At 71.8% G+C, this 18,022-nt stretch carries 20 protein-coding genes and 1 tRNA gene; 15 read left to right on the top strand and 6 right to left on the bottom strand.

Going from position 1 to position 18,022, the window contains the following annotated elements:
- Positions 1-51: 51 nt before the first annotated feature.
- From mshA to SRB5_RS16240, 3 genes are read left to right on the top strand one after another with little or no spacing between them, the layout of a single operon-like run.
- Positions 52-1,425, top strand: a complete 1,374-nt coding sequence (mshA, locus tag SRB5_RS16250; protein ID WP_407703925.1) for a D-inositol-3-phosphate glycosyltransferase — start codon at positions 52-54, stop codon at positions 1,423-1,425.
- Complete coding sequence (locus SRB5_RS16245; RefSeq protein WP_153452682.1) at positions 1,418-1,906, top strand: type III secretion system chaperone family protein; 489 nt, start codon at positions 1,418-1,420, stop codon at positions 1,904-1,906. The genes mshA and SRB5_RS16245 overlap by 8 nt, the downstream gene beginning before the upstream one ends.
- A 60-nt stretch (positions 1,907-1,966) precedes the next feature.
- Positions 1,967-2,728, top strand: coding sequence for a phosphoglyceromutase (locus tag SRB5_RS16240; protein WP_153452681.1), 762 nt, complete (start codon positions 1,967-1,969; stop codon positions 2,726-2,728).
- Between the two features lie 71 nt (positions 2,729-2,799).
- Here SRB5_RS16240 and SRB5_RS35890 read toward each other — a convergent pair whose 3' ends face one another.
- Positions 2,800-2,964: a hypothetical protein gene (locus SRB5_RS35890; protein ID WP_194292943.1), complete on the bottom strand. Its 165-nt coding sequence runs from the start codon at positions 2,962-2,964 to the stop codon at positions 2,800-2,802.
- A gap of 117 nt (positions 2,965-3,081) precedes the next feature.
- Positions 3,082-3,747 carry a phosphate signaling complex protein PhoU gene (gene phoU / locus SRB5_RS16235; RefSeq protein WP_153452680.1) on the bottom strand — a complete coding sequence of 222 codons (666 nt, stop codon included), beginning with the start codon at positions 3,745-3,747 and terminating at the stop codon, positions 3,082-3,084.
- 201 nt (positions 3,748-3,948) lie between these two features.
- Here phoU and SRB5_RS16230 point away from each other — a divergent pair, with 201 nt between their 5' ends.
- Together SRB5_RS16230 and SRB5_RS16225 are read left to right on the top strand one after the other, a co-directional pair.
- Positions 3,949-5,217 carry a sensor histidine kinase gene (locus SRB5_RS16230; protein WP_153452679.1) on the top strand — a complete coding sequence of 423 codons (1,269 nt, stop codon included), beginning with the start codon at positions 3,949-3,951 and terminating at the stop codon, positions 5,215-5,217.
- Positions 5,218-5,350: 133 nt separating this feature from the next.
- Complete coding sequence (locus SRB5_RS16225; RefSeq protein WP_323377992.1) at positions 5,351-6,031, top strand: response regulator transcription factor; 681 nt, start codon at positions 5,351-5,353, stop codon at positions 6,029-6,031.
- 76 nt (positions 6,032-6,107) lie between these two features.
- Here SRB5_RS16225 and SRB5_RS16220 read toward each other — a convergent pair whose 3' ends face one another.
- Complete coding sequence (locus tag SRB5_RS16220; protein ID WP_323377991.1) at positions 6,108-6,782, bottom strand: DUF461 domain-containing protein; 675 nt, start codon at positions 6,780-6,782, stop codon at positions 6,108-6,110.
- A 514-nt stretch (positions 6,783-7,296) separates the two neighbouring features.
- Between SRB5_RS16220 and SRB5_RS16210 the strand changes: the two genes are divergently transcribed.
- The 7 genes from SRB5_RS16210 (at position 7,297) to SRB5_RS16180 (ending at position 13,980) form a co-directional block, all read left to right on the top strand.
- Positions 7,297-7,779 (top strand): CarD family transcriptional regulator, encoded by a 483-nt coding sequence (locus tag SRB5_RS16210; protein WP_153452678.1) that lies wholly within the window; start codon positions 7,297-7,299, stop codon positions 7,777-7,779.
- Between the two features lie 317 nt (positions 7,780-8,096).
- The gene (gene ispD / locus SRB5_RS16205) at positions 8,097-8,852 is read left to right on the top strand and encodes a 2-C-methyl-D-erythritol 4-phosphate cytidylyltransferase (RefSeq protein ID WP_153452677.1); all 756 of its coding nucleotides are present in this window, start codon (positions 8,097-8,099) and stop codon (positions 8,850-8,852) included.
- A gap of 10 nt (positions 8,853-8,862) precedes the next feature.
- A complete protein-coding gene (gene ispF / locus SRB5_RS16200; protein WP_153452725.1) occupies positions 8,863-9,339 on the top strand; it encodes a 2-C-methyl-D-erythritol 2,4-cyclodiphosphate synthase in 477 nt (158 codons plus the stop codon).
- Between the two features lie 98 nt (positions 9,340-9,437).
- Complete coding sequence (locus tag SRB5_RS16195; RefSeq protein ID WP_323377989.1) at positions 9,438-9,842, top strand: PPOX class F420-dependent oxidoreductase; 405 nt, start codon at positions 9,438-9,440, stop codon at positions 9,840-9,842.
- 81 nt (positions 9,843-9,923) lie between these two features.
- Positions 9,924-11,318 (top strand): cysteine--tRNA ligase, encoded by a 1,395-nt coding sequence (cysS, locus tag SRB5_RS16190; RefSeq protein ID WP_323377988.1) that lies wholly within the window; start codon positions 9,924-9,926, stop codon positions 11,316-11,318.
- A gap of 89 nt (positions 11,319-11,407) precedes the next feature.
- Positions 11,408-12,361 (top strand): 23S rRNA (guanosine(2251)-2'-O)-methyltransferase RlmB, encoded by a 954-nt coding sequence (gene rlmB / locus SRB5_RS16185; RefSeq protein ID WP_323377987.1) that lies wholly within the window; start codon positions 11,408-11,410, stop codon positions 12,359-12,361.
- 146 nt (positions 12,362-12,507) lie between these two features.
- A complete protein-coding gene (locus tag SRB5_RS16180; protein WP_153452721.1) occupies positions 12,508-13,980 on the top strand; it encodes a DoxX family protein in 1,473 nt (490 codons plus the stop codon).
- Positions 13,981-14,041: 61 nt separating this feature from the next.
- Here SRB5_RS16180 and SRB5_RS16175 read toward each other — a convergent pair whose 3' ends face one another.
- The 3 genes from SRB5_RS16175 to SRB5_RS16165 form a co-directional block, all read right to left on the bottom strand.
- Positions 14,042-14,770, bottom strand: a complete 729-nt coding sequence (locus SRB5_RS16175; RefSeq protein ID WP_153452676.1) for a nucleotidyltransferase family protein — start codon at positions 14,768-14,770, stop codon at positions 14,042-14,044.
- Between the two features lie 47 nt (positions 14,771-14,817).
- Complete coding sequence (locus tag SRB5_RS16170; protein WP_323377986.1) at positions 14,818-15,231, bottom strand: hypothetical protein; 414 nt, start codon at positions 15,229-15,231, stop codon at positions 14,818-14,820.
- A 214-nt stretch (positions 15,232-15,445) separates the two neighbouring features.
- Positions 15,446-16,561 (bottom strand): ABC transporter ATP-binding protein, encoded by a 1,116-nt coding sequence (locus tag SRB5_RS16165; protein WP_153452675.1) that lies wholly within the window; start codon positions 16,559-16,561, stop codon positions 15,446-15,448.
- A 183-nt stretch (positions 16,562-16,744) separates the two neighbouring features.
- Between SRB5_RS16165 and SRB5_RS16160 the strand changes: the two genes are divergently transcribed.
- The 3 genes from SRB5_RS16160 (at position 16,745) to SRB5_RS16150 (ending at position 18,020) form a co-directional block, all read left to right on the top strand.
- Positions 16,745-16,818: transfer RNA gene (locus tag SRB5_RS16160), tRNA-Thr, on the top strand.
- A gap of 267 nt (positions 16,819-17,085) precedes the next feature.
- Positions 17,086-17,454: a hypothetical protein gene (locus SRB5_RS16155; RefSeq protein ID WP_323377985.1), complete on the top strand. Its 369-nt coding sequence runs from the start codon at positions 17,086-17,088 to the stop codon at positions 17,452-17,454.
- A 92-nt stretch (positions 17,455-17,546) separates the two neighbouring features.
- Positions 17,547-18,020, top strand: coding sequence for a carboxymuconolactone decarboxylase family protein (locus tag SRB5_RS16150; protein ID WP_153452674.1), 474 nt, complete (start codon positions 17,547-17,549; stop codon positions 18,018-18,020).
- Positions 18,021-18,022 lie beyond the last annotated feature (2 nt).

Below are 18,022 nucleotides of genomic sequence, written 5' to 3'. Positions count from 1 at the left end.
GGAGGGGGATTAGGTCGAACGTATCCGCGACGAGGAAGGGCCCAGGTCACCGTGAGCCTGCGCACGCGCACCACCCCCGTACGCCCCCACCGGCGAGGGCTGGCCGCCTCTGTGCTGGGTGCCGCGCACCGGCGCCCGCGGCGGATCGCGATGCTCTCCGTGCACACCTCCCCCCTGCATCAGCCGGGCACCGGCGACGCCGGCGGGATGAACGTGTACATCGTGGAGCTGGCCCGGCGGCTCGCCGCCCAGGGCATCGAGGTCGAGATATTCACCCGCGCCACCACGGCGTCCCTCCCGCCGGCGGTCGAGCTGACCCCCGGCGTGCTGGTGCGGCACGTGGACGCCGGCCCGTACGAGGGGCTGAAGAAGGAGGAGCTGCCCGCGCAGCTCTGCGCCTTCACCCACGGCGTGATGCGCGCCTGGGCGGGGAACCGGCCCGGGCACTACGACCTCGTGCACTCCCACTACTGGCTCTCCGGCCACGTCGGCTGGCTGGCCGCCGAACGCTGGGGCGTCCCCCTCGTCCACACCATGCACACCATGGCCAAGGTCAAGAACGCCGCCCTCGCCGAGGGCGACACCCCCGAGCCGTCCGCCCGCGTCATCGGCGAGACGCAGATCGTCGAGGCCGCGGACCGGCTCATCGCCAACACCGACGGCGAGGCGTACGAGCTGATCAGCCATTACGACGCCGACCCGGCGAAGGTCGCCGTCGTCCACCCCGGCGTGAACCTCGACCGCTTCTGCCCCGGCCCCGGCGGCATCGACTCCGGCCGCGCCCTGGCCCGCGCGGCCCTCGGCCTGCCCCCCGACGCGTTCGTCCCGCTGTTCGCCGGCCGGATCCAGCCGCTGAAGGCCCCCGACGTGCTGCTGAAGGCCACCGCGATCCTCCTGGAGCGCGAGCCGGCGCTGCGCGAGCGGCTGGTGGTCCCCGTCGTGGGCGGCCCGAGCGGCAGCGGGCTGGCCAAGCCGGAGGCGCTGCACAAGCTGGCGGCGCGCCTGGGCATCTCGGACGTCGTGCGGTTCGTGCCGCCGGTGGGGCAGGACCGGCTCGCGGAGTGGTTCCGGGCGGCGTCGGTGCTGGTGGTGCCCTCGTACTCGGAGTCCTTCGGTCTGGTCGCCGTCGAGGCCCAGGCCTGCGGGACGCCGGTCGTCGCGGCGGCGGTGGGCGGGCTGCCGGTGGCGGTACGGGACCAGGTCAGCGGGATCCTCGTGAGCGGCCACGACCCGGCCGACTACGCCGACGCGCTGCACCGCCTCGCCGCCGACACCTCCCTCGCCGCCCGGATGTCGCGGTCCGCCGCCGGCCACGCGCAGGGCTTCGGCTGGGACGTCACCGCCGCCGCCACGGCGGAGGTGTACGCGGCTGCGATGGCGGAGCACCGGGCCGCGCGCGGTCGCCTACGATCGGCTCATGTCTGACGCGCGCACGGTCATCGAGCGAACCTTCACCGAGGCCGGCCTGGAGTGGGAGAGCCCGCGGGACGGCGCCTACGTCGTCACCCTGCCGGGCACCCGCAAGCTGTCGACGACGTGCTCCCTGATCGTCGGCAAGCACTCCCTGTCCGTGAACGCCTTCGTCATCCGCCACCCCGACGAGAACGAGGCGGCCGTCCACCGCTGGCTCCTGGAACGCAACCTGCGCCTGTACGGCGTGAGCTACGCGGTGGACAAAACGGGCGACATCTACCTCACGGGCAAGCTCCCGCTCTCCTCGGTCACCCCCGACGAGATCGACCGCCTCCTGGGCACGGTCCTGGAGAACGCGGACGGCAGCTTCAACACCCTCCTGGAGCTGGGCTTCGCCTCGGCGATCCGCAAGGAGTACGCGTGGCGCACCTCACGCGGCGAATCCACCCGCAACCTGGACGCGTTCCGCCACCTCACGGGGCAGGAGGGCTGACCCGGTCTCGGGGGGCGAGACGCTGCGCGGCCACAAGCGGCGATAGGTAGGCTCACGCCCATGGCCGACGCACCGTACAAGCTGATTCTCCTCCGCCACGGCGAGAGCGAGTGGAACGCGAAGAACCTGTTCACCGGGTGGGTGGACGTCAATCTCACCGACAAGGGCGAGAAGGAGGCGGTCCGCGGCGGTGAGCTGATGAAGGACGCCGGGCTGCTGCCCGACGTCGTGCACACCTCGCTGCAGAAGCGGGCCATCCGTACCGCCAATCTGTCCCTGACCGCGGCCGAGCGGCACTGGATCCCGGTGCACCGGTCCTGGCGGCTGAACGAGCGGCACTACGGCGCGCTGCAGGGCAAGGACAAGGCGCAGACCCTCGCGGAGTTCGGCGAGGAGCAGTTCATGCAGTGGCGCCGCTCCTACGACACCCCGCCGCCGGCCCTCGAGGACGGCACGGAGTTCTCGCAGAGCGACGACCCGCGCTACGCCGGCATCCCGGCCGAGCTCCGGCCGCGCACGGAGTGCCTGAAGGACGTCGTCGGGCGGATGCTCCCGTACTGGTACGACGGCATCGTCCCCGACCTCCTCGCCGGCCGTACGGTCCTGGTCGCCGCGCACGGCAACAGCCTGCGCGCGCTGGTCAAGCACCTGGACGGGATCTCGGACGCGGACATCGTGGGCCTGAACATCCCGACCGGCATCCCGCTCTACTACGAGCTGGACGCCGACCTGCGCCCGGTCACCAAGGGCGGCACGTACCTCGACCCGACGGCGGCGGCCGCGGCGATCGAGGCGGTCGCGAACCAGGGCAAGAAGAAGTAGCCGTAACACGTCGTACGAACGCCCCGGCCGGTGATATCGGCCGGGGCGTCGCTGTCCGCGCGGGGGAGAGGTCAGTGGCAGCAGTTCCCGCCGCACTGGCAGGAGCCGCCCGACTGACAGCCGCAGCCGCAGCCGGATCCGCAGCCGCAGGCTCCCAGGAGCGGCAGCTGCCGGGGCTCGGCGGCGGGGTGGGCGTCGCGGGAGTCGCGGGAGGGGGGAGTGGGAGAGTCCGCCATGGATGGCCTCCTCGGAGGTGGGCGGTCGGAGGTGCTTCCACCTCCATTCATGCCCGCCCGTACAGGCGCGTCAACGGCGCGCGGAGGCATACAGCGCGGTCCGAACGCCGCCCGCGCCTACCCCTCCGCCGACGCGACCTCCTCCGCGTGCTCGCCCGTCACCAGGTACACCACACGTCCCGCGCACGACACCGCGTGGTCGGCGAATCGCTCGTAGTAGCGGCCGCACAGCGTGGTGTCGACCGCCGTCTCGATGCCCTCCTTCCAGCGGTCGTCCATCAGATGCTGGAAGAGCTTGCGGTGCAGCGCGTCCATGGCGTCGTCGTCGGTCTCCATCTCCAGCGCCATGTCGACGTCCTTCGTGGTGATGACGTCGGCGCACTTGGCCATCAGCCGCTGCGCCAGCTGGCCCATCTCCATGATCGTCGAGTGCAGGTGACCCGGCACCGCGGAGACGGGATAGCGCAGCCGCGCCAGCTTCGCCACGTGCTTGGCCAGATCGCCGGACCGCTCCAGATCGGCGCTCATCCGCAGGCTCGTCACGACGATCCGCAGATCCGTGGCCACCGGCTGCTGCCGGGCGAGCAGCTGGATCGCCCGCGCCTCCAGATCCTGCTGCAGGGCGTTGACCTTCTCGTCGCCCTCGATCACGCTCTCCGCCAGCTGCAGATCGGCGTCGAGCAGCGCGGTCGTGGCGCGCCCCATGGCGGATCCGACGAGGCGGGCCATCTCGACCAGCCCCTCGCCGATCGAGTCGAGCTCCTCGTGATAAGTGTCCCGCATTCCAGTCCTTCCACCGGCTGTCCCACGGCACGACCGGCCGGGGGGCCGTCATCGCCATATTTCCGCAGCATCCACCATGCAGGTGACCCGTGCCAGCTTTGTGAATCGGGGCCGACGCCAGGGTGAACTCTTGGCGACTGTAGTTCGAGCTCACACCCGGATGGGTGTGGAAGGCGCCCACCGCGTGCCTAACCTGGAGTCATGGACCTGAACGCGGCGGTCGCCGCCGTGGCCGCGATCGGCGGCCTGTGCACCGGCGTGATCGCCATGCTGGCGTTCCGCTGGAGCGAACGCGAGCAGGCCCGCCCCACCCGTAGCTCCCTGCATACGGAGGCGGTCCTGCCCCCGGGCGTGGACACGGTCCTGTCGGTGCTCCGCTCGTCCGCCGTGGTGCTGGACGAGGAGGACGCCGTCGTCAAGGCCAGCTCCGCCGCGTACGCCCTCGGGCTGGTCCGCGGCGGCCGGCTCGCCGTCGAGCCGATGCTCGCCATGGCCCGCCAGACCCGGCGGGACGGCGAGATACGGCAGGTCGAGCTGGACCTGCCCCGCCGCTCCGGCCGCGGGGAGGCCCTGGCCGTGTCCGCGCGGGTGGCGCCGCTGGGCTCGCGGCTGGTGCTGCTGCTGGTCGAGGACCTGACGGAGGCGCGCCGGATCGAGGCCGTCCGCCGGGACTTCGTGGCGAACGTCAGCCACGAGCTGAAGACCCCGGTCGGCGCCCTGTCGCTGCTTTCCGAGGCGGTCATGGACGCCGCCGAGGACCCCGAGGCGGTCATCCGCTTCGCCGGCCGGATGCAGATCGAGGCCACCCGGCTGACCAACCTGGTGCAGGAGCTCATCGACCTGTCCCGGGTGCAGAACGACGACCCGCTGGAGGACGCCGAGCGGGTACGGGTCGACGAGCTGGTCGCCGAGGCCATCGACCGGTGCCGGCACGCCGCCTCCACCAAACAGATCACCATCGCCGCCGGCGGTATCGACGGCCTCACCCTGTGGGGCAACCGCGGCCAGCTCGCCGCCGCGCTCGGCAATCTGGTCGAGAACGCGGTGAACTACAGCCCGTCGCGCACCCGGGTCGGCATCGCCGCCCGCCGGATCACCGCCCCCGGCGGCGACCTCGTCGAGATCGCGGTCACCGACCAGGGCATCGGCATCTCCGAGAAGGACCGCGACCGCGTCTTCGAACGCTTCTACCGCGTCGATCCCGCCCGCTCCCGCGCCACCGGCGGTACGGGACTGGGGCTGGCGATCGTCAAACACGTCGCCGCCTCCCACGGCGGCGAGGTCGCCGTATGGAGCTCGGAAGGACAGGGCTCCACGTTCACCCTGCGGCTCCCCGAGGCGGCCACATCCCGTCGTGACGGCCGCGGCCGCGACGGCGAGGTGAGCGGCGCCCTCATCGAACCCTCCGGCGTCGAGGATGACGCCGACGACTCCCACGCATCCCACCCCGCTCCGGAGGCAATTCAGTGACCCGAGTGCTCGTTGTCGAGACTGCGGTCTCCCGGGGGGCGACCCCCCGAACCCCCACGTGCCCAGCCGGTGCCGTGGCAGCCGGTTCGCAGGCTGTTGACCATGTTGGAAACACCAGGCCGGAGGTCCACCGGTGACCAGAGTGCTCGTCGTCGAGGACGAGGAATCGTTCAGCGACGCACTGTCGTACATGCTGCGCAAGGAGGGCTTCGAGGTCGCGATCGCGCCCACCGGGCCCGAGGCTCTCGACGACTTCGAACGCAACGGCGCCGACCTGGTGCTGCTCGACCTGATGCTCCCGGGGCTGCCGGGCACCGAGGTCTGCCGTCAGCTGCGCAGCCGTTCCAATGTCCCGGTGATCATGGTGACCGCCAAGGACAGCGAGATCGACAAGGTCGTCGGGCTGGAAATAGGAGCCGACGACTACGTGACCAAGCCCTTCTCTTCCCGCGAGCTCGTCGCCCGGATCCGCGCCGTGCTGCGCCGCCGCGGCGAGCCCGAGGAGGCCGCCCCGGCCGCGCTCGAGGTCGGCCCGGTGCGGATGGACGTGGACCGGCACGTGGTCACCGTCGGCGGGGCCAAGGTCGACCTGCCGCTGAAGGAGTTCGACCTGCTGGAGATGCTGCTGCGCAACGCCGGGCGCGTGCTCACCCGGATGCAGCTGATCGACCGGGTCTGGGGCGCGGACTACGTCGGCGACACCAAGACGCTGGACGTGCACGTCAAGCGGCTGCGCGCCAAGATCGAGCCGGACCCGGGCGCCCCCCGGTTCCTGGTCACGGTGCGGGGGCTCGGCTACAAGTTCGAGCCGTAAGGAGCCCGGGCGTCACGCACGAAATCCGGCGGGACCGTGAGTCACGGTCCCGCCGGATCCCGTTGCGGGTATGTGCTCAGTCCGTGCTTGCCGACGGCGAGACGCCCGGCTGCGCGGCGTCCTCCGTCCCGGGCGTCGCGGGGCTCTCGGAGCCGCCGGGCGTCGCGGAGCCGGCTGCCGGCTCGGTGTCCGCCGCGTACTCCGTCGAGGTCGGCGTCGGCGCCGCCCCGGTGGCGCCCGGGGCCGGGGCCGAGGGGCCGAAGTCCTTGTACGTGCCGCTGGCCGACCGCACGGCCGCCCGCATCGTGACCGCGCCCGTGTCCGAGAACCGGAACACGACCTTCTTGGCGTTCCCGTCCATCAGCCCCTCCGGGATGGACTCGAGGGCCGCCGACGCGTTGCCCTCGCCGCCCAGCATCACCGAGCCCTGCGCGGGCACGGTGACGGTCGTGGCGCCGTCGGGGGCGCGCAGCAGGACCTTGGTGCCCTTCTCGAGGGTGACCTCGCTCAGGGTCTCCGGCCGGGTGCTGTTGTTGAAGATCCGGGCGGACACGGAGGCCTGCTGGCCGGCGCCCTCGCCGGAGGTGATGACCAGACCGTTCTGGATCTGGATGTCGCCCTGCGTCACGGCGGCGTTGTCCGGCTTGATCTGACCGGTCGCCGCGTGGTTGCCCGCCGCACACGCGGAGAGGGCCAGCGGGAGGAAGAGGGAGGCCGCGGCAAGGATGCCGCGTCGAAGGCTGCGGCTCACGGCGGCGCAACTCCTAGGACGTGCTAGTGCTGGTGGGACTTCGGTGATCACACTACCGATCAGTCGCCCGCCGCTCGCATGCGACCCACCCCGGCGGGCGAACGGCACGCGCGCTAATGCCGTCCGAATCCCCAATCCACGATCACCCGCAAGCCGCTCCGGTCCTGCTGAGAGCGCTATCCCTATTGCCGGGATGATCGCAGGGAATGATCAATTCAAGATTTTGCCTCGCGTTGCTCCGTAGAGCCGAACGGAGCACGTGAACTGCACCATACGGACCCCGGCAAAAGGGACGTTTGCCTCGCAGCGCGAGCTGTGCGACGGTTGTAACGCGTGCGTTTCACCCCCGCCGCAGACACGTTCCGACCTGCGGAAACCCCCTTGACGTGGCTGCGGGAAGCACGATACGGCCGTGGTTGTCAAGCCCCGAGATAGGCCCTGACCTGCGAAAACGCCATTCAGAAGCAGCCGTTTCCGTGTTACCCTGGATAGCCACGGAAGGGGTACCTGTCACATGACGTTCAAGGTTGGCGACACCGTGGTCTATCCCCATCACGGGGCCGCGCTGATCGAGGCAATCGAAACTCGCCAGATCAAGGGTGTGGACAAGACCTACTTGGTGCTGAAAGTCGCCCAGGGTGACTTGACGGTGCGCGTACCGGCGGACAATGCGGAGTTCGTGGGCGTACGCGATGTAGTGGGCCAGGAAGGACTCGAGCGGGTCTTCGAGGTGCTCCGCGCACCTTATGCCGAAGAACCCACGAACTGGTCGCGTCGTTACAAGGCGAACCTGGAGAAGCTCGCGTCCGGCGATGTCATCAAGGTCGCGGAGGTTGTCCGGGACCTGTGGCGCCGGGAGCGGGAGCGTGGCCTTTCCGCGGGCGAGAAGCGCATGCTCGCCAAGGCCCGGCAGATCCTGGTGAGCGAGCTGGCGCTCTGCGAGAACACCAACGAGGACAAGGCCGAGGCTCTCCTCGACGAGGTTCTCGCCTCCTGAACGGCGCTCCGCCTCGAATCGGCGCCGAAACGGTGCTCTTTCGAAAATCCCGGTGGCGGACACCGAAATCGCTGGGCGAACTTGAATGATCGCCGACAAGTGAACAACCACGATGCCGCGGTGCCCGATGATTCATCGGGCGCTGCGGCATGTGTGCATCCCCGCGTGGTGCGCGCCACGTCCTGATTGACTGGCCCCACGCCGACCACGCCGGGTCGCTGCCGCTGCATGCGTCACGGAAGGGGCGGCAGCAGATCCCCCGGCACTCCAAGGCCATACCCATCACACTTCGAGGTCGAAACCTGATCACCGTGGCTATGACACAGACCACACCCCCCGATCCCCCCGGCCGCACCGCCGCCGTCATCCCTGCCGCCGGCCGCGGCGTCCGCCTCGGCCCGGGCGCCCCCAAGGCCCTGCGCGCCCTGAACGGCACCCCGATGCTGGTGCACGCCGTCCGGGCGATGGCCCGCGCCCGCGCCGTGTCCCTGGTCGTCGTGGTGGCCCCGCCCGAGGACGCCGCCGTGGCCGAGGTCCGGGCGCTGTGCGCGGACGTCACGAGCGGCGCGGACGTCGTCGTGGTGGCCGGCGGTGACACCCGTCAGGAGTCCGTGGCCCGGGGCCTGGCCGCGCTGCCCGCGGACGTGGACGTCGTCCTGGTGCACGACGCCGCCCGCCCCCTGGTCCCCGTCGACACGGTGGAGGCCGTGGCCGCCGCCGTACGGGCCGGAGCCCCCGCCGTCGTCCCCGCGCTCCCGCTCGCCGACACCGTCAAGCAGATCGCCGCCGCGCCCCCCGGCGACCCCGAGCCCGTCGTGGCCACCCCGGACCGCTCGCTGCTGCGCGCCGTCCAGACCCCCCAGGGCTTCGACCGCGCGGTGCTCGCCGCCGCCCACGAGAAGATCACCGTGGCCGGCGACGGGGCGACGGACGACGCCGGGATGGTCGAGCGGCTGGGGGAGCCGGTGGTGCTGATCCCCGGCCACGAGGAGGCGTTCAAGGTCACCCGGCCCCTGGACCTGGTCCTGGCCGAGGCGGTCCTGGCCCGCAGGAGGGAGAGCGGTGGCTTCTGACCTGCCCCCGATGCCCCGGGTGGGCATCGGCACCGACATCCACGCCTACGAGGAGGGCCGCGAGCTCTGGGTCGCCGGCCTCCGCTGGACGGACGCGGGCCCCGGGCTGGCCGGGCACTCCGACGCCGACGTGGTCTGCCACGCCGCCTGCAACGCCCTGTTTTCCGCCGCCGGCCTCGGCGACCTCGGCGCCCACTTCGGCACCGGCCGCCCCGAGTGGGCCGGCGCCTCCGGCCTGACCCTGCTGCGGGAGGCGGCACGCATCGTGACGGACGCCGGCTTCGTCATCGGGAACGTCGCCGTGCAGGTCATCGGCCCCCGCCCCAAGATCGGCAAGCGCCGCGACGAGGCCCAGAGGCTGCTCACGGAGGCCGCCGGCGCCCCCGTCTCGGTCTCCGGCGCCACCACCGACGGCCTGGGCTTCCCCGGCCGCGAGGAGGGACTGATGGCCGTCGCGACGGCCCTGGTGGCCCGTACGGCGGGATAAGCGGCGCCCGGGAGGGTGAGTGCGCGGCGCGTACGCCGTGTCGCGCCGCGCACGACGGGTACTACGCGTGAGACCCGTACCTCCCGGAAGGACCCCCCGTGACCGTCGCGCTCAACGACACCATCCGCCGCCTGCTCGACACCCCCGTCTTCATCACCGTCGCCACCATCCAGCCCGACGGCAGTCCCCAGCTCTCCCCGGTCTGGGTCAAGCGCGACGGGGACGCGGTGCTGTTCTCCACCACCACCGACCGCCGCAAGACCCTCAACATCGGCCGCGACCCCCGCGTCAGCCTGCTGCTCATGCCGTTCGACGAGCCGTACACCTACGCCGAGATCCGCGGCACCGCCACCCTGACCGAGGCGGGCGGCCAGGACCTGATCGACGAGCTGTCGCTGAAGTACACCGGCAAGCGGTACGCCGACCACAACCCCCGCGCCAAGGACGAGGCGGCCCGCGTCGTCGTCCGGGTGACACCCCGCAGGGTCGTCGGCCGGCTCTGACCCGGTGACGATTGCGTGTCCGCCGCCCACAACCGCCTGACAGGGGTCTGAACAGCCCCGGCGGCCCACTACCCTGGGAGGGTGACTATTCGGCTGTACGACACCGGCGCCCGGCGGATCCGTGACTTCACCCCGATCACCCCGGGCTGCGTCTCGATCTACCTGTGCGGGCTGACCGTGCAGTCCGCCCCCCACATCGGGCATGTCCGGGGCGCGGTCAACTTCGACATCCTGCGCCGCTGGCTCACGTACCGCGGCCACGAGGTCACCCTCGTGCGCAACGTGACCGACATCGACGACAAGATCATCACCAAGCAGGCCGAGCAGGGCCGCCCCTGGTGGGCGATCGGGTACGCGAACGAGCGCAGCGTCAACCACAGTTACGACGCGCTCGGCGTGCTGCCCCCGACCTACGAGCCCCGCGCCACCGGCCACATCCCCGAGATGATCGAGATGATGCGCGGCCTCATCGAGCGCGGCCACGCCTACGCCTCCGAGGGCAACGTCTACTTCGACGTACGCTCCTTCCCGGAGTACCTGGCGCTGTCCAACCAGGAGCTCGACAACCTCCTGCAGCCCGGGGGCGAGGGCGAGACCGGCAAGCGCGACCCCCGCGACTTCGCGATGTGGAAGGCCGCCAAGCCCGGCGAGCCGTCCTGGGAGACGCCGTGGGGCCGCGGCCGGCCCGGCTGGCACCTGGAGTGCTCGGCGATGGCGCACAAGTATCTGGGCCGCTCCTTCGACATCCACGGCGGCGGCATCGACCTGATCTTCCCGCACCACGAGAACGAGATCGCGCAGGCCAAGGCCTACGGCGACGACTTCGCGCGGTACTGGATGCACAACGCCTGGGTGACGCTCAGCGGCGAGAAGATGTCGAAGTCGCTGGGCAACTCCGTGCTGATCGCCGACATGCTCGAGCGCTGGCGCCCCATCGTGCTGCGCTACTACCTGGGCAGCCCGCACTACCGCTCGATGATCGAGTACAGCGAGGAGGCCCTGTGCGAGGCGGAGGCCGCCTTCGCCCGGATCGAGGGCTTCGTGCAGCGGGTGGTGGAGAAGGCCGGACCGGTCGAGCCCGCCGCCGAGGTGCCGCCCGCGTTCGCCGAGGCGCTGGACGACGACCTCGGCGTCCCGCAGGCGCTCGCCGTCGTGCACACGACGGTCCGCCAGGGCAACGCCGCGCTGTCCGCCGACGACAAGGAGGCGGCCGTCGCCCGGCTGGCCGAGGTCCGTGCGATGCTGGGCATCCTGGGCCTGGACCCGCTCTCCGCGCAGTGGGCGGCCGGCGAGGCGGAGAGCGGCGAGAAGCTGCACGGGGTGGTCGACACCCTGGTCCGCGTCGTGCTCGAACAGCGCGAGGCGGCCCGGGCCCGCAAGGACTACGCGAGCGCGGACGCCATCCGCGACCAGCTCCAGCAGTCGGGGCTCCTCATCGAGGACACCCCCGACGGACCCCGCTGGACGCTGGGCTGAGGCAGCCCGCCTCGAACGTGCCGCCCGCCCCCGCGGGCGGCACACTCATGACGTAAGTACGTACGTAACAGCAGAAACAGGTGACCACCGTGGCCGGGAACAGCCAGCGCCGAGGCCGGCGCACCGCCAACAAGAAGGGCGCGACCGTCGGCACCGGTGGCAAGGGGCGGCGTTCGCTGGAGGGCAAGGGCCCGACCCCGCCCGCCGAGATGCGCAAGGGGCACGCCAAGCAGCGCGCCGCGCAGGCCCGCGCCCGCAAGGCCACCGGCCGCCCCGCGCCCCGGCGCGGCGGGCCGAAGGGCAGCAGCGAGCTCGTCGTCGGCCGCAACCCCGTCTTCGAGGCGCTGCGCGACGGCGTGCCGGCGAAGACGCTGTACGTCCAGCAGTTCATCGACAACGACGAGCGCGTGCGCGCCGCCCTCCAGCTGGCCACCCAGCGCGGCGACGTCAATCTGATGGAGGCCCCGCGCCCCGAGCTCGACCGGATGACCAACGGGCTCAACCACCAGGGCCTGGTCCTCCAGGTCCCGCCGTACGAGTACGCCCTCCCGGACGAGCTCAGCGCCGCCGCCCACGACCTCGGCGAGGACCCGCTGATCGTCGCCCTGGACGGCGTCACCGACCCGCGCAACCTCGGCGCCGTCGTCCGCTCCGTCTCCGCCTTCGGCGGCCACGGCGTGGTCGTCCCCGAGCGCCGCGCCGCCGGCATGACGGCCGGCGCCTGGAAGTCCTCCGCCGGCACCGCCGCCCGTACGCCCGTCGCCCGCGCCACGAACCTGACGCGGGCGCTCGAGGGGTACAAGAAGGAGGGCATCACCGTCGTGGGCCTGGCCGCCGACGGGGACGCCGAGCTGCACGAGCTGGCCGCGCTGGAGGGGCCCGTGTGCATCGTCGTCGGCTCCGAGGGCAAGGGGCTCGGGCGGCTGGTCGGCGAGACGTGCGACTTCAAGGTGCGGATCCCGATGCCCGGCGGCGCCGAGTCGCTGAACGCCGGTGTGGCGGCGGGGATCGTGCTCTACGAGGTGTCGCGCCGGCGCGCCTGAGGTCCGTCGGGGCGTTGACGCGCCCCCGACACTTTTGTCCGTGTCCTATTACGGTGTCACTCGGTTAGATGAGTGTGGACACCAGAACGCCGCGCCCACCCAAGGGTGGACGCTCGCAGGCTGTGCAGGAGACCGGCGCGCTGACGATGGTGCGGGTCCCCAGTGACCCGGCGCGGATCAGCGTCAGCAATGTGAGCTTCCGGGTGCGTCTCGGGCCGAGCTCCGGCGCGCGGGGGGCGCCGGGCGCGCCTGGCTTGTCGGTCGCGCGCCCCGGCGCGCGCCCGGCCGCCGCGCCCCGGGTGCGCAAGCCCGTGGTGTGGAGCGGCCGGAGCGCCCCGGACGACCCCATGACGGGGCAACTGCGCCAGGCCGTACGCCGGTCGGGGGCGCGCCCCGCGCTCGCCGTCGACGCCACGGCGACGCAGCTGCTGCCGCGTATCGAGCCGCACCCGACGACCCAGCTCCCGCTGATCGGCCCCCAGCGCGGCGGGGACGACACCCGACTGCTGCCGCCGCCACGGGAGTTCGACGGTTCGTCGTACGACGAGGAGTACGACGACTACGGCCCCGGCGACGACACCCGCGCCCGCCGGCACGGCGCCGACCCCGTCCGCCACGCCTACTACCCCGGGCGGCGGATGAACCTGGGCGTGGTGCTGCTGCCGCTGCGGATCTTCCTCGGCTTCGTCGCCATCTGCGCCGGCATGGGCAAGCTCTCCGACCCGCTGTACTTCGACGAGGGCGAGCGCGGCCGGCTCACGGGCTGGCTGGACGCCCTCGACCCGTGGACGGTCGCCCAGCCGCTGCACGCCTACGCGCAGGCGCATCCGGTGGGCGCGGGGCTGACGGTGGCGTTCCTCCAGATCGTCGTCGGCGTGCTGACGATCTGCGGCCTCTGGCAGCGGATCGCGGCGGGCGCCGGCGTGCTGCTCGCGGGCGGGCTGATCGCGACGATCAGCTGGCGGACGGACCCGTCGTACGACGCCACGGAGTTCATCTACCTCGCCGCCTGGTCCCCGCTGCTCATCGCGGGCGCCCCCGTCTACTCCCTGGACGCCCGGCTGGCGGGGCAGGCCTGGCGCCGGCTCGGGCCGCGCTCGGCGCTGTGGGAGCTGCGGCGGTTCGTGCTGCGGCGCGGGGTGGTGTACGCGACGGTGATCGTCGGGGTGACGCTGCTCATCGGGTCGATCCTGGGCAGCGCGGTCCGCTCGGCCACCACGATCAACGTGCCGGGGCCGGGCGAGCCGCCGGTGAACCACCTTCCCGGCGAGACGCTCCCGGCCACGCCGGGCGCCGAGGGACGGGGCGGGCCGGCGGGCCCGGGCAGTCCGTCGCCGGCGGAGTCCGCGACGGCGGGGGCGTCGGCGGCGGAGGACGCCGCGCCGTCGGCCGGGCCCACGGCCGGCGCGTCCACCACGGCCCCGGGGAGCGACGGGGAGGCGCCGGCCCGGACGACGGCGCCCACGCAGGACGCGCCGCCGTCGGTGCCGCAGCCGTCGACCTCGGCGGGCGGGACGACGGGCGGCGCGACGCCGGGCGGGGGCTCGGGCGAGGGCGGCGGGACGAGCGGGGGGACGGCGGAGGAGCCTGACAAGCTGCTGGGCGGGCTGCTGGGGTAGCCCGTCAGGTACGAAGGAGGGGCGGCCGTCCATGTGACGGCCGCCCCTCCTTCCGTACGTATCAGTGCCCCGCGAGCTCCTTCGCGGCCTCCGTCAGGTCCTTCGCCGTGTCGATGGCCCGCCAGTACGCCCCCTGCGGCAGCGGGTAGCCGGCCAGCCGGCGCTGGCGGGCCAGCCGGGGGAACGTCGTGCGCTCGTGGTCGCCGCGGTCCGGGAGCATGGCCGTGAAGTCCGCGGAGAAGACGTACACCCCCGCGTTCACCGGATACGGGGACAGGGGCGCCTCGATGAAGTCCAGGACGTGCCCGAACTCGTCCGTCTCGACGACCCCCCACGGGATCCGCGGGCGGGCCAGGGCCAGGGTGGCGGCGGCGTCGCGCTCGTGGTGGAAGTCGGCCATCTCGCGCAGCGAGAAGCGCGTCCAGATGTCACCGTTCGTGGCGAACCACGGCTCGCCGGGGCGGGGCAGGGAGGCCGCCGCGTACTTCAGCCCGCCGCCGCGGCCGAGCGGCTCGCTCTCCACCACGGTCGTCACCTTCAGCGGCAGCGACGCCGAGTCCAGCCACTCCTCGAGCACCTCCGCCAGATGCCCGCACGACACGACGGCGTCCGTCACGCCCTCCGCCGCCAGCCAGGCCAGCTGGTGCCCGATGATCGGCGTCCCCGTCCCGGGGATCTCCACCATGGGCTTCGGCCGGTCGTCGGTGTACGGACGAAGCCGTGACCCCTGGCCACCGGCCAGGACCACGGCTTGCGTCGGACGAGCGGATGGGCTCGAGTGATCGGTCATGCGAGCACCCTATGCGGCGGTACGCGCCCGCCGTACGGACGGGGCCGTCAGCGGGCCCCGGACACCCCGGAGGCGAACGACGTGTCGCACACCGGGCGGGAGAAGCGCTGGGCCCGCGCCGCGCCGTACTTCGCCACGGCCGCCTGACCCAGCGCGCGGGCGATGGACCCGCAGTGCTTCGCCAGCGACGGGGTGGCGGCCATCTCCTGCTGCAGCGCGGTGAGGGCGGCGCCCGGGTCCTTCTCCTGCAGCTCGGCGAGCAGCCGGGAGCGCAGGACGTCCTGCGGGGCGGGGGAGCCGGCCTTCGACGAGGCGTCCGAGGAGGACGCGTTCAGAAGCCGGGACTCCGTCGGTCCGTCTGTCCACGGGACGGTCGCGACGGCGAGCGTCCCCGACAGGACGAGGACGACGGGGAGCACAAACGCGAGAGTTCTGCCGATGCGGCGGGCTGCCTGGTTCACAGTCGGGATCGTAGCGACCCGTAGTGATTTGGCGACATTGAGTCACTCTAACGAGTGGCTTATTCCCGGATATTCGAATTCGGGTGTTGACTTCGGTGGGTGAAGTGACCGATGTGTCCGACGATTTGTCGATTCTTACGCGGATACGGCGACGGCGCCGCCCCCTGTGCGGAGGGTCGGCGCCGTCGTCTGCGTACAGCGGGTGCGCTCGGGCTCAGCCGAGGCGCACGCCGGTGGAGGTGGAGAACACGTGGGTCTCGCCGGAGCGCGGGATGACGTGGATCGTCTCGCCCTTCTCCGGGACGGCGCGGCCGTTCACACGGACGACCAGGTCCTTGCCCTCGTCGCCGACCTGGGCGGTGCCGTACACGTAGGCGTCGGCGCCGAGCTCCTCGACGACGTTCACCGTGACGGCCAGACCGGCCTTCTCGTCCTTGGACAGCGACTTGGCGTCGCCGTTGGCCAGGTCGAAGTGCTCCGGGCGGACGCCGACGGTGACGGTGGTGTCACCCTTGTCGGAGGCCGCGCCGAGGGCCTCGCGGTCGACCGGGACGATGCTGTTGCCGAACTTCACGCCGCCGTCGTGGATCGGGACCTCGACCAGGTTCATGGCCGGGGAGCCGATGAAGCCGGCGACGAAGAGGTTCGCCGGGCGGTCGTACATGTTGCGCGGGGAGTCGACCTGCTGGAGCAGACCGTCCTTGAGGACGGCGACCCGGTCGCCCATCGTCATGGCCTCGACCTGGTCGTGGGTCACGTAGACGGTGGTGATGCCGAGGCGGCGCTGCAGCGACGCGATCTGCGTACGGGTCTGGACACGGAGCTTGGCGTCGAGGTTCGACAGCGGCTCGTCCATGAGGAAGACCTGGGGCTGACGCACGATGGCGCGGCCCATCGCGACACGCTGGCGCTGACCGCCGGAGAGGGCCTTCGGCTTGCGGCCGAGGTACTCGGTGAGGTCGAGGATCTTCGCCGCCTCCTCGACCTTCGCCCGGATCTCGTCCTTCGGGCGGCCGGCGATCTTCAGGGCGAAGCCCATGTTGTCGGCGACGGTCATGTGCGGGTACAGCGCGTAGTTCTGGAACACCATCGCGATGTCCCGGTCCTTCGGCGGCAGGTGGGTGACGTCGCGGTCACCGATGCGGATGGAGCCGCTGTTGACGTCCTCGAGCCCGGCGAGCATGCGCAGAGAGGTGGACTTGCCGCAGCCGGAGGGGCCGACGAGGACGAGGAACTCGCCGTCCTCGATCGAGATGTCGAGACCGTCGACGGCGGGCTTGGTGCTGCCCGGGTAGATCCGGGTCGCCTTGTCGAACGTGACCGTAGCCATACGTGTCGCACTCCTTCACCGGCAGGAACGTGCCGGACGATCCGAGTAAAGGTTTAGTCCACTTCTGTGAACCCAGCCGACGGTAACCCGCCCCACCCCCGTTTGTCAGCACCCCTCTTTCCCGGACCCCGCTAAAACCGGACGCGGCACCCCCACCCCTGCCGGGTAGACTGACGCGGTCGCGCCGCCTTAGCTCAGCTGGTTAGAGCATCTGTCTTGTAAACAGAAGGTCGTCGGTTCGAATCCGACAGGCGGCTCTACCCCTCACCAGGGGATACGGTTCGAACAAAGGCCCCTCGCGAAGATCGCGGGGGCTTTTGCGTGAGCGATGCGTGGCGGGGACCCGGACGGTGACCCGGCGGAGGCCTGCGGCGTGGATCGGTGTCATGTGACGGAGGTCATATCTGGCCCGGATCGCGTCAATGATCTCCTCGTCTGTCATGCTCAGATCGTCCCAGGTCGAGGTGCTTCACGCAGCGAACGGTTCGCGACCGCCTGCGGGCGGGCGAGGGTGGAGGCCGAGGGTGCTGGAAGGCGTGCTCATCGCGGAGAGTCTGCGGGTCGGGGCCGTGCTCGACGAAGTCCCGTTGCGGGTCGGGAAGATCGCGCGGGTCGAGGTCGGTGGGGTGGGGGACGGGCAGCCCCGGCAGTGGACGCTGGTTCATTTCGTTGCCGATGAGCGTGATGCTGAGCGGCTGGCCGGGCAGCTGGCCGGCGCGGTCTCGCCCGAGGGTGGGTGGTACGTCAACTACAACACCGGGGCCGAGGCGTTCGTCGTCTTCGCCGGGCACGTGGTGCGCTACCCCCGTGGGGACGCTGCCGGGCGTGAGGAGGCCAAGGCCTACGCGCGGGGCGTCGGGATTCCCGAGGGGCAGCTCGACTGGCGGGACTGAGGGAGACGCGGGTCACAGTGTGCGCGTGTCACTGGGGTTCGGGGGGCCTCGTCTCGGGGGTGTAGTCACTCGAGAGGCATGAGGAGCACGCCATGAACGCACGGATCGATTTCTTCGCCAGCCAGACCGCCGCCCCCGCCATGAAGCACTTCATGGCCGTCGGCCGCGCCATGAAGGACTCGCCCCTCCCCGCCGTCACCCAGGAGCTCGTCGCCCTGCGCGTCAGCCAGATCAACGGGTGCGGGGTCTGCGCCGACATGCACACCAAGGACGCGGCCGCCGCCGGGGAGAGCGCGGTGCGGCTGAACCTCGTCGCCACGTGGCGGGAGGCCACCGTCTTCAGCGACGCCGAGCGGGCCGCGCTGGAGCTGGCCGAGGAGGGGACGCGGGTCGCCGACGGGGCCGGCGGGGTGAGCGACGAGGTGTGGGCGCGGGCCGCCGAGCACCATGACCAGGAGCAGCTCACCGCCCTCGTGATTCTGGTCGGCTTCATGAACACCGCGACCCGGCTGAACGTCATCACCCGCCAGCCCGCGGGCGGTTACCGGCCCGGGCAGTTCCACTGAGC

Source organism: Streptomyces smaragdinus (assembly GCF_009604385.1).
Taxonomy (GTDB): domain Bacteria; phylum Actinomycetota; class Actinomycetes; order Streptomycetales; family Streptomycetaceae; genus Streptomyces; species Streptomyces smaragdinus.
This window is presented reverse-complemented; position numbering and strand designations above follow the sequence as displayed.

Bases quoted from the DNA above. Each gene is read 5' to 3' on its own strand.
- SRB5_RS16245 (WP_153452682.1), top strand. From the start codon at position 1,418: ATGTCTGACGCGCGCACGGTCATCGAGCGAACCTTCACCGAGGCCGGC.
- SRB5_RS16240 (WP_153452681.1), top strand. From the start codon at position 1,967: ATGGCCGACGCACCGTACAAGCTGATTCTCCTCCGCCACGGCGAGAGC.
- SRB5_RS35890 (WP_194292943.1), bottom strand. From the start codon at position 2,964: ATGGCGGACTCTCCCACTCCCCCCTCCCGCGACTCCCGCGACGCCCAC.
- phoU (WP_153452680.1), bottom strand. From the start codon at position 3,747: ATGCGGGACACTTATCACGAGGAGCTCGACTCGATCGGCGAGGGGCTG.
- SRB5_RS16230 (WP_153452679.1), top strand. From the start codon at position 3,949: ATGGACCTGAACGCGGCGGTCGCCGCCGTGGCCGCGATCGGCGGCCTG.
- SRB5_RS16210 (WP_153452678.1), top strand. From the start codon at position 7,297: ATGACGTTCAAGGTTGGCGACACCGTGGTCTATCCCCATCACGGGGCC.
- ispD (WP_153452677.1), top strand. From the start codon at position 8,097: ATGACACAGACCACACCCCCCGATCCCCCCGGCCGCACCGCCGCCGTC.
- ispF (WP_153452725.1), top strand. From the start codon at position 8,863: ATGCCCCGGGTGGGCATCGGCACCGACATCCACGCCTACGAGGAGGGC.
- SRB5_RS16180 (WP_153452721.1), top strand. From the start codon at position 12,508: ATGGTGCGGGTCCCCAGTGACCCGGCGCGGATCAGCGTCAGCAATGTG.
- SRB5_RS16175 (WP_153452676.1), bottom strand. From the start codon at position 14,770: ATGACCGATCACTCGAGCCCATCCGCTCGTCCGACGCAAGCCGTGGTC.
- SRB5_RS16165 (WP_153452675.1), bottom strand. From the start codon at position 16,561: ATGGCTACGGTCACGTTCGACAAGGCGACCCGGATCTACCCGGGCAGC.
- SRB5_RS16150 (WP_153452674.1), top strand. From the start codon at position 17,547: ATGAACGCACGGATCGATTTCTTCGCCAGCCAGACCGCCGCCCCCGCC.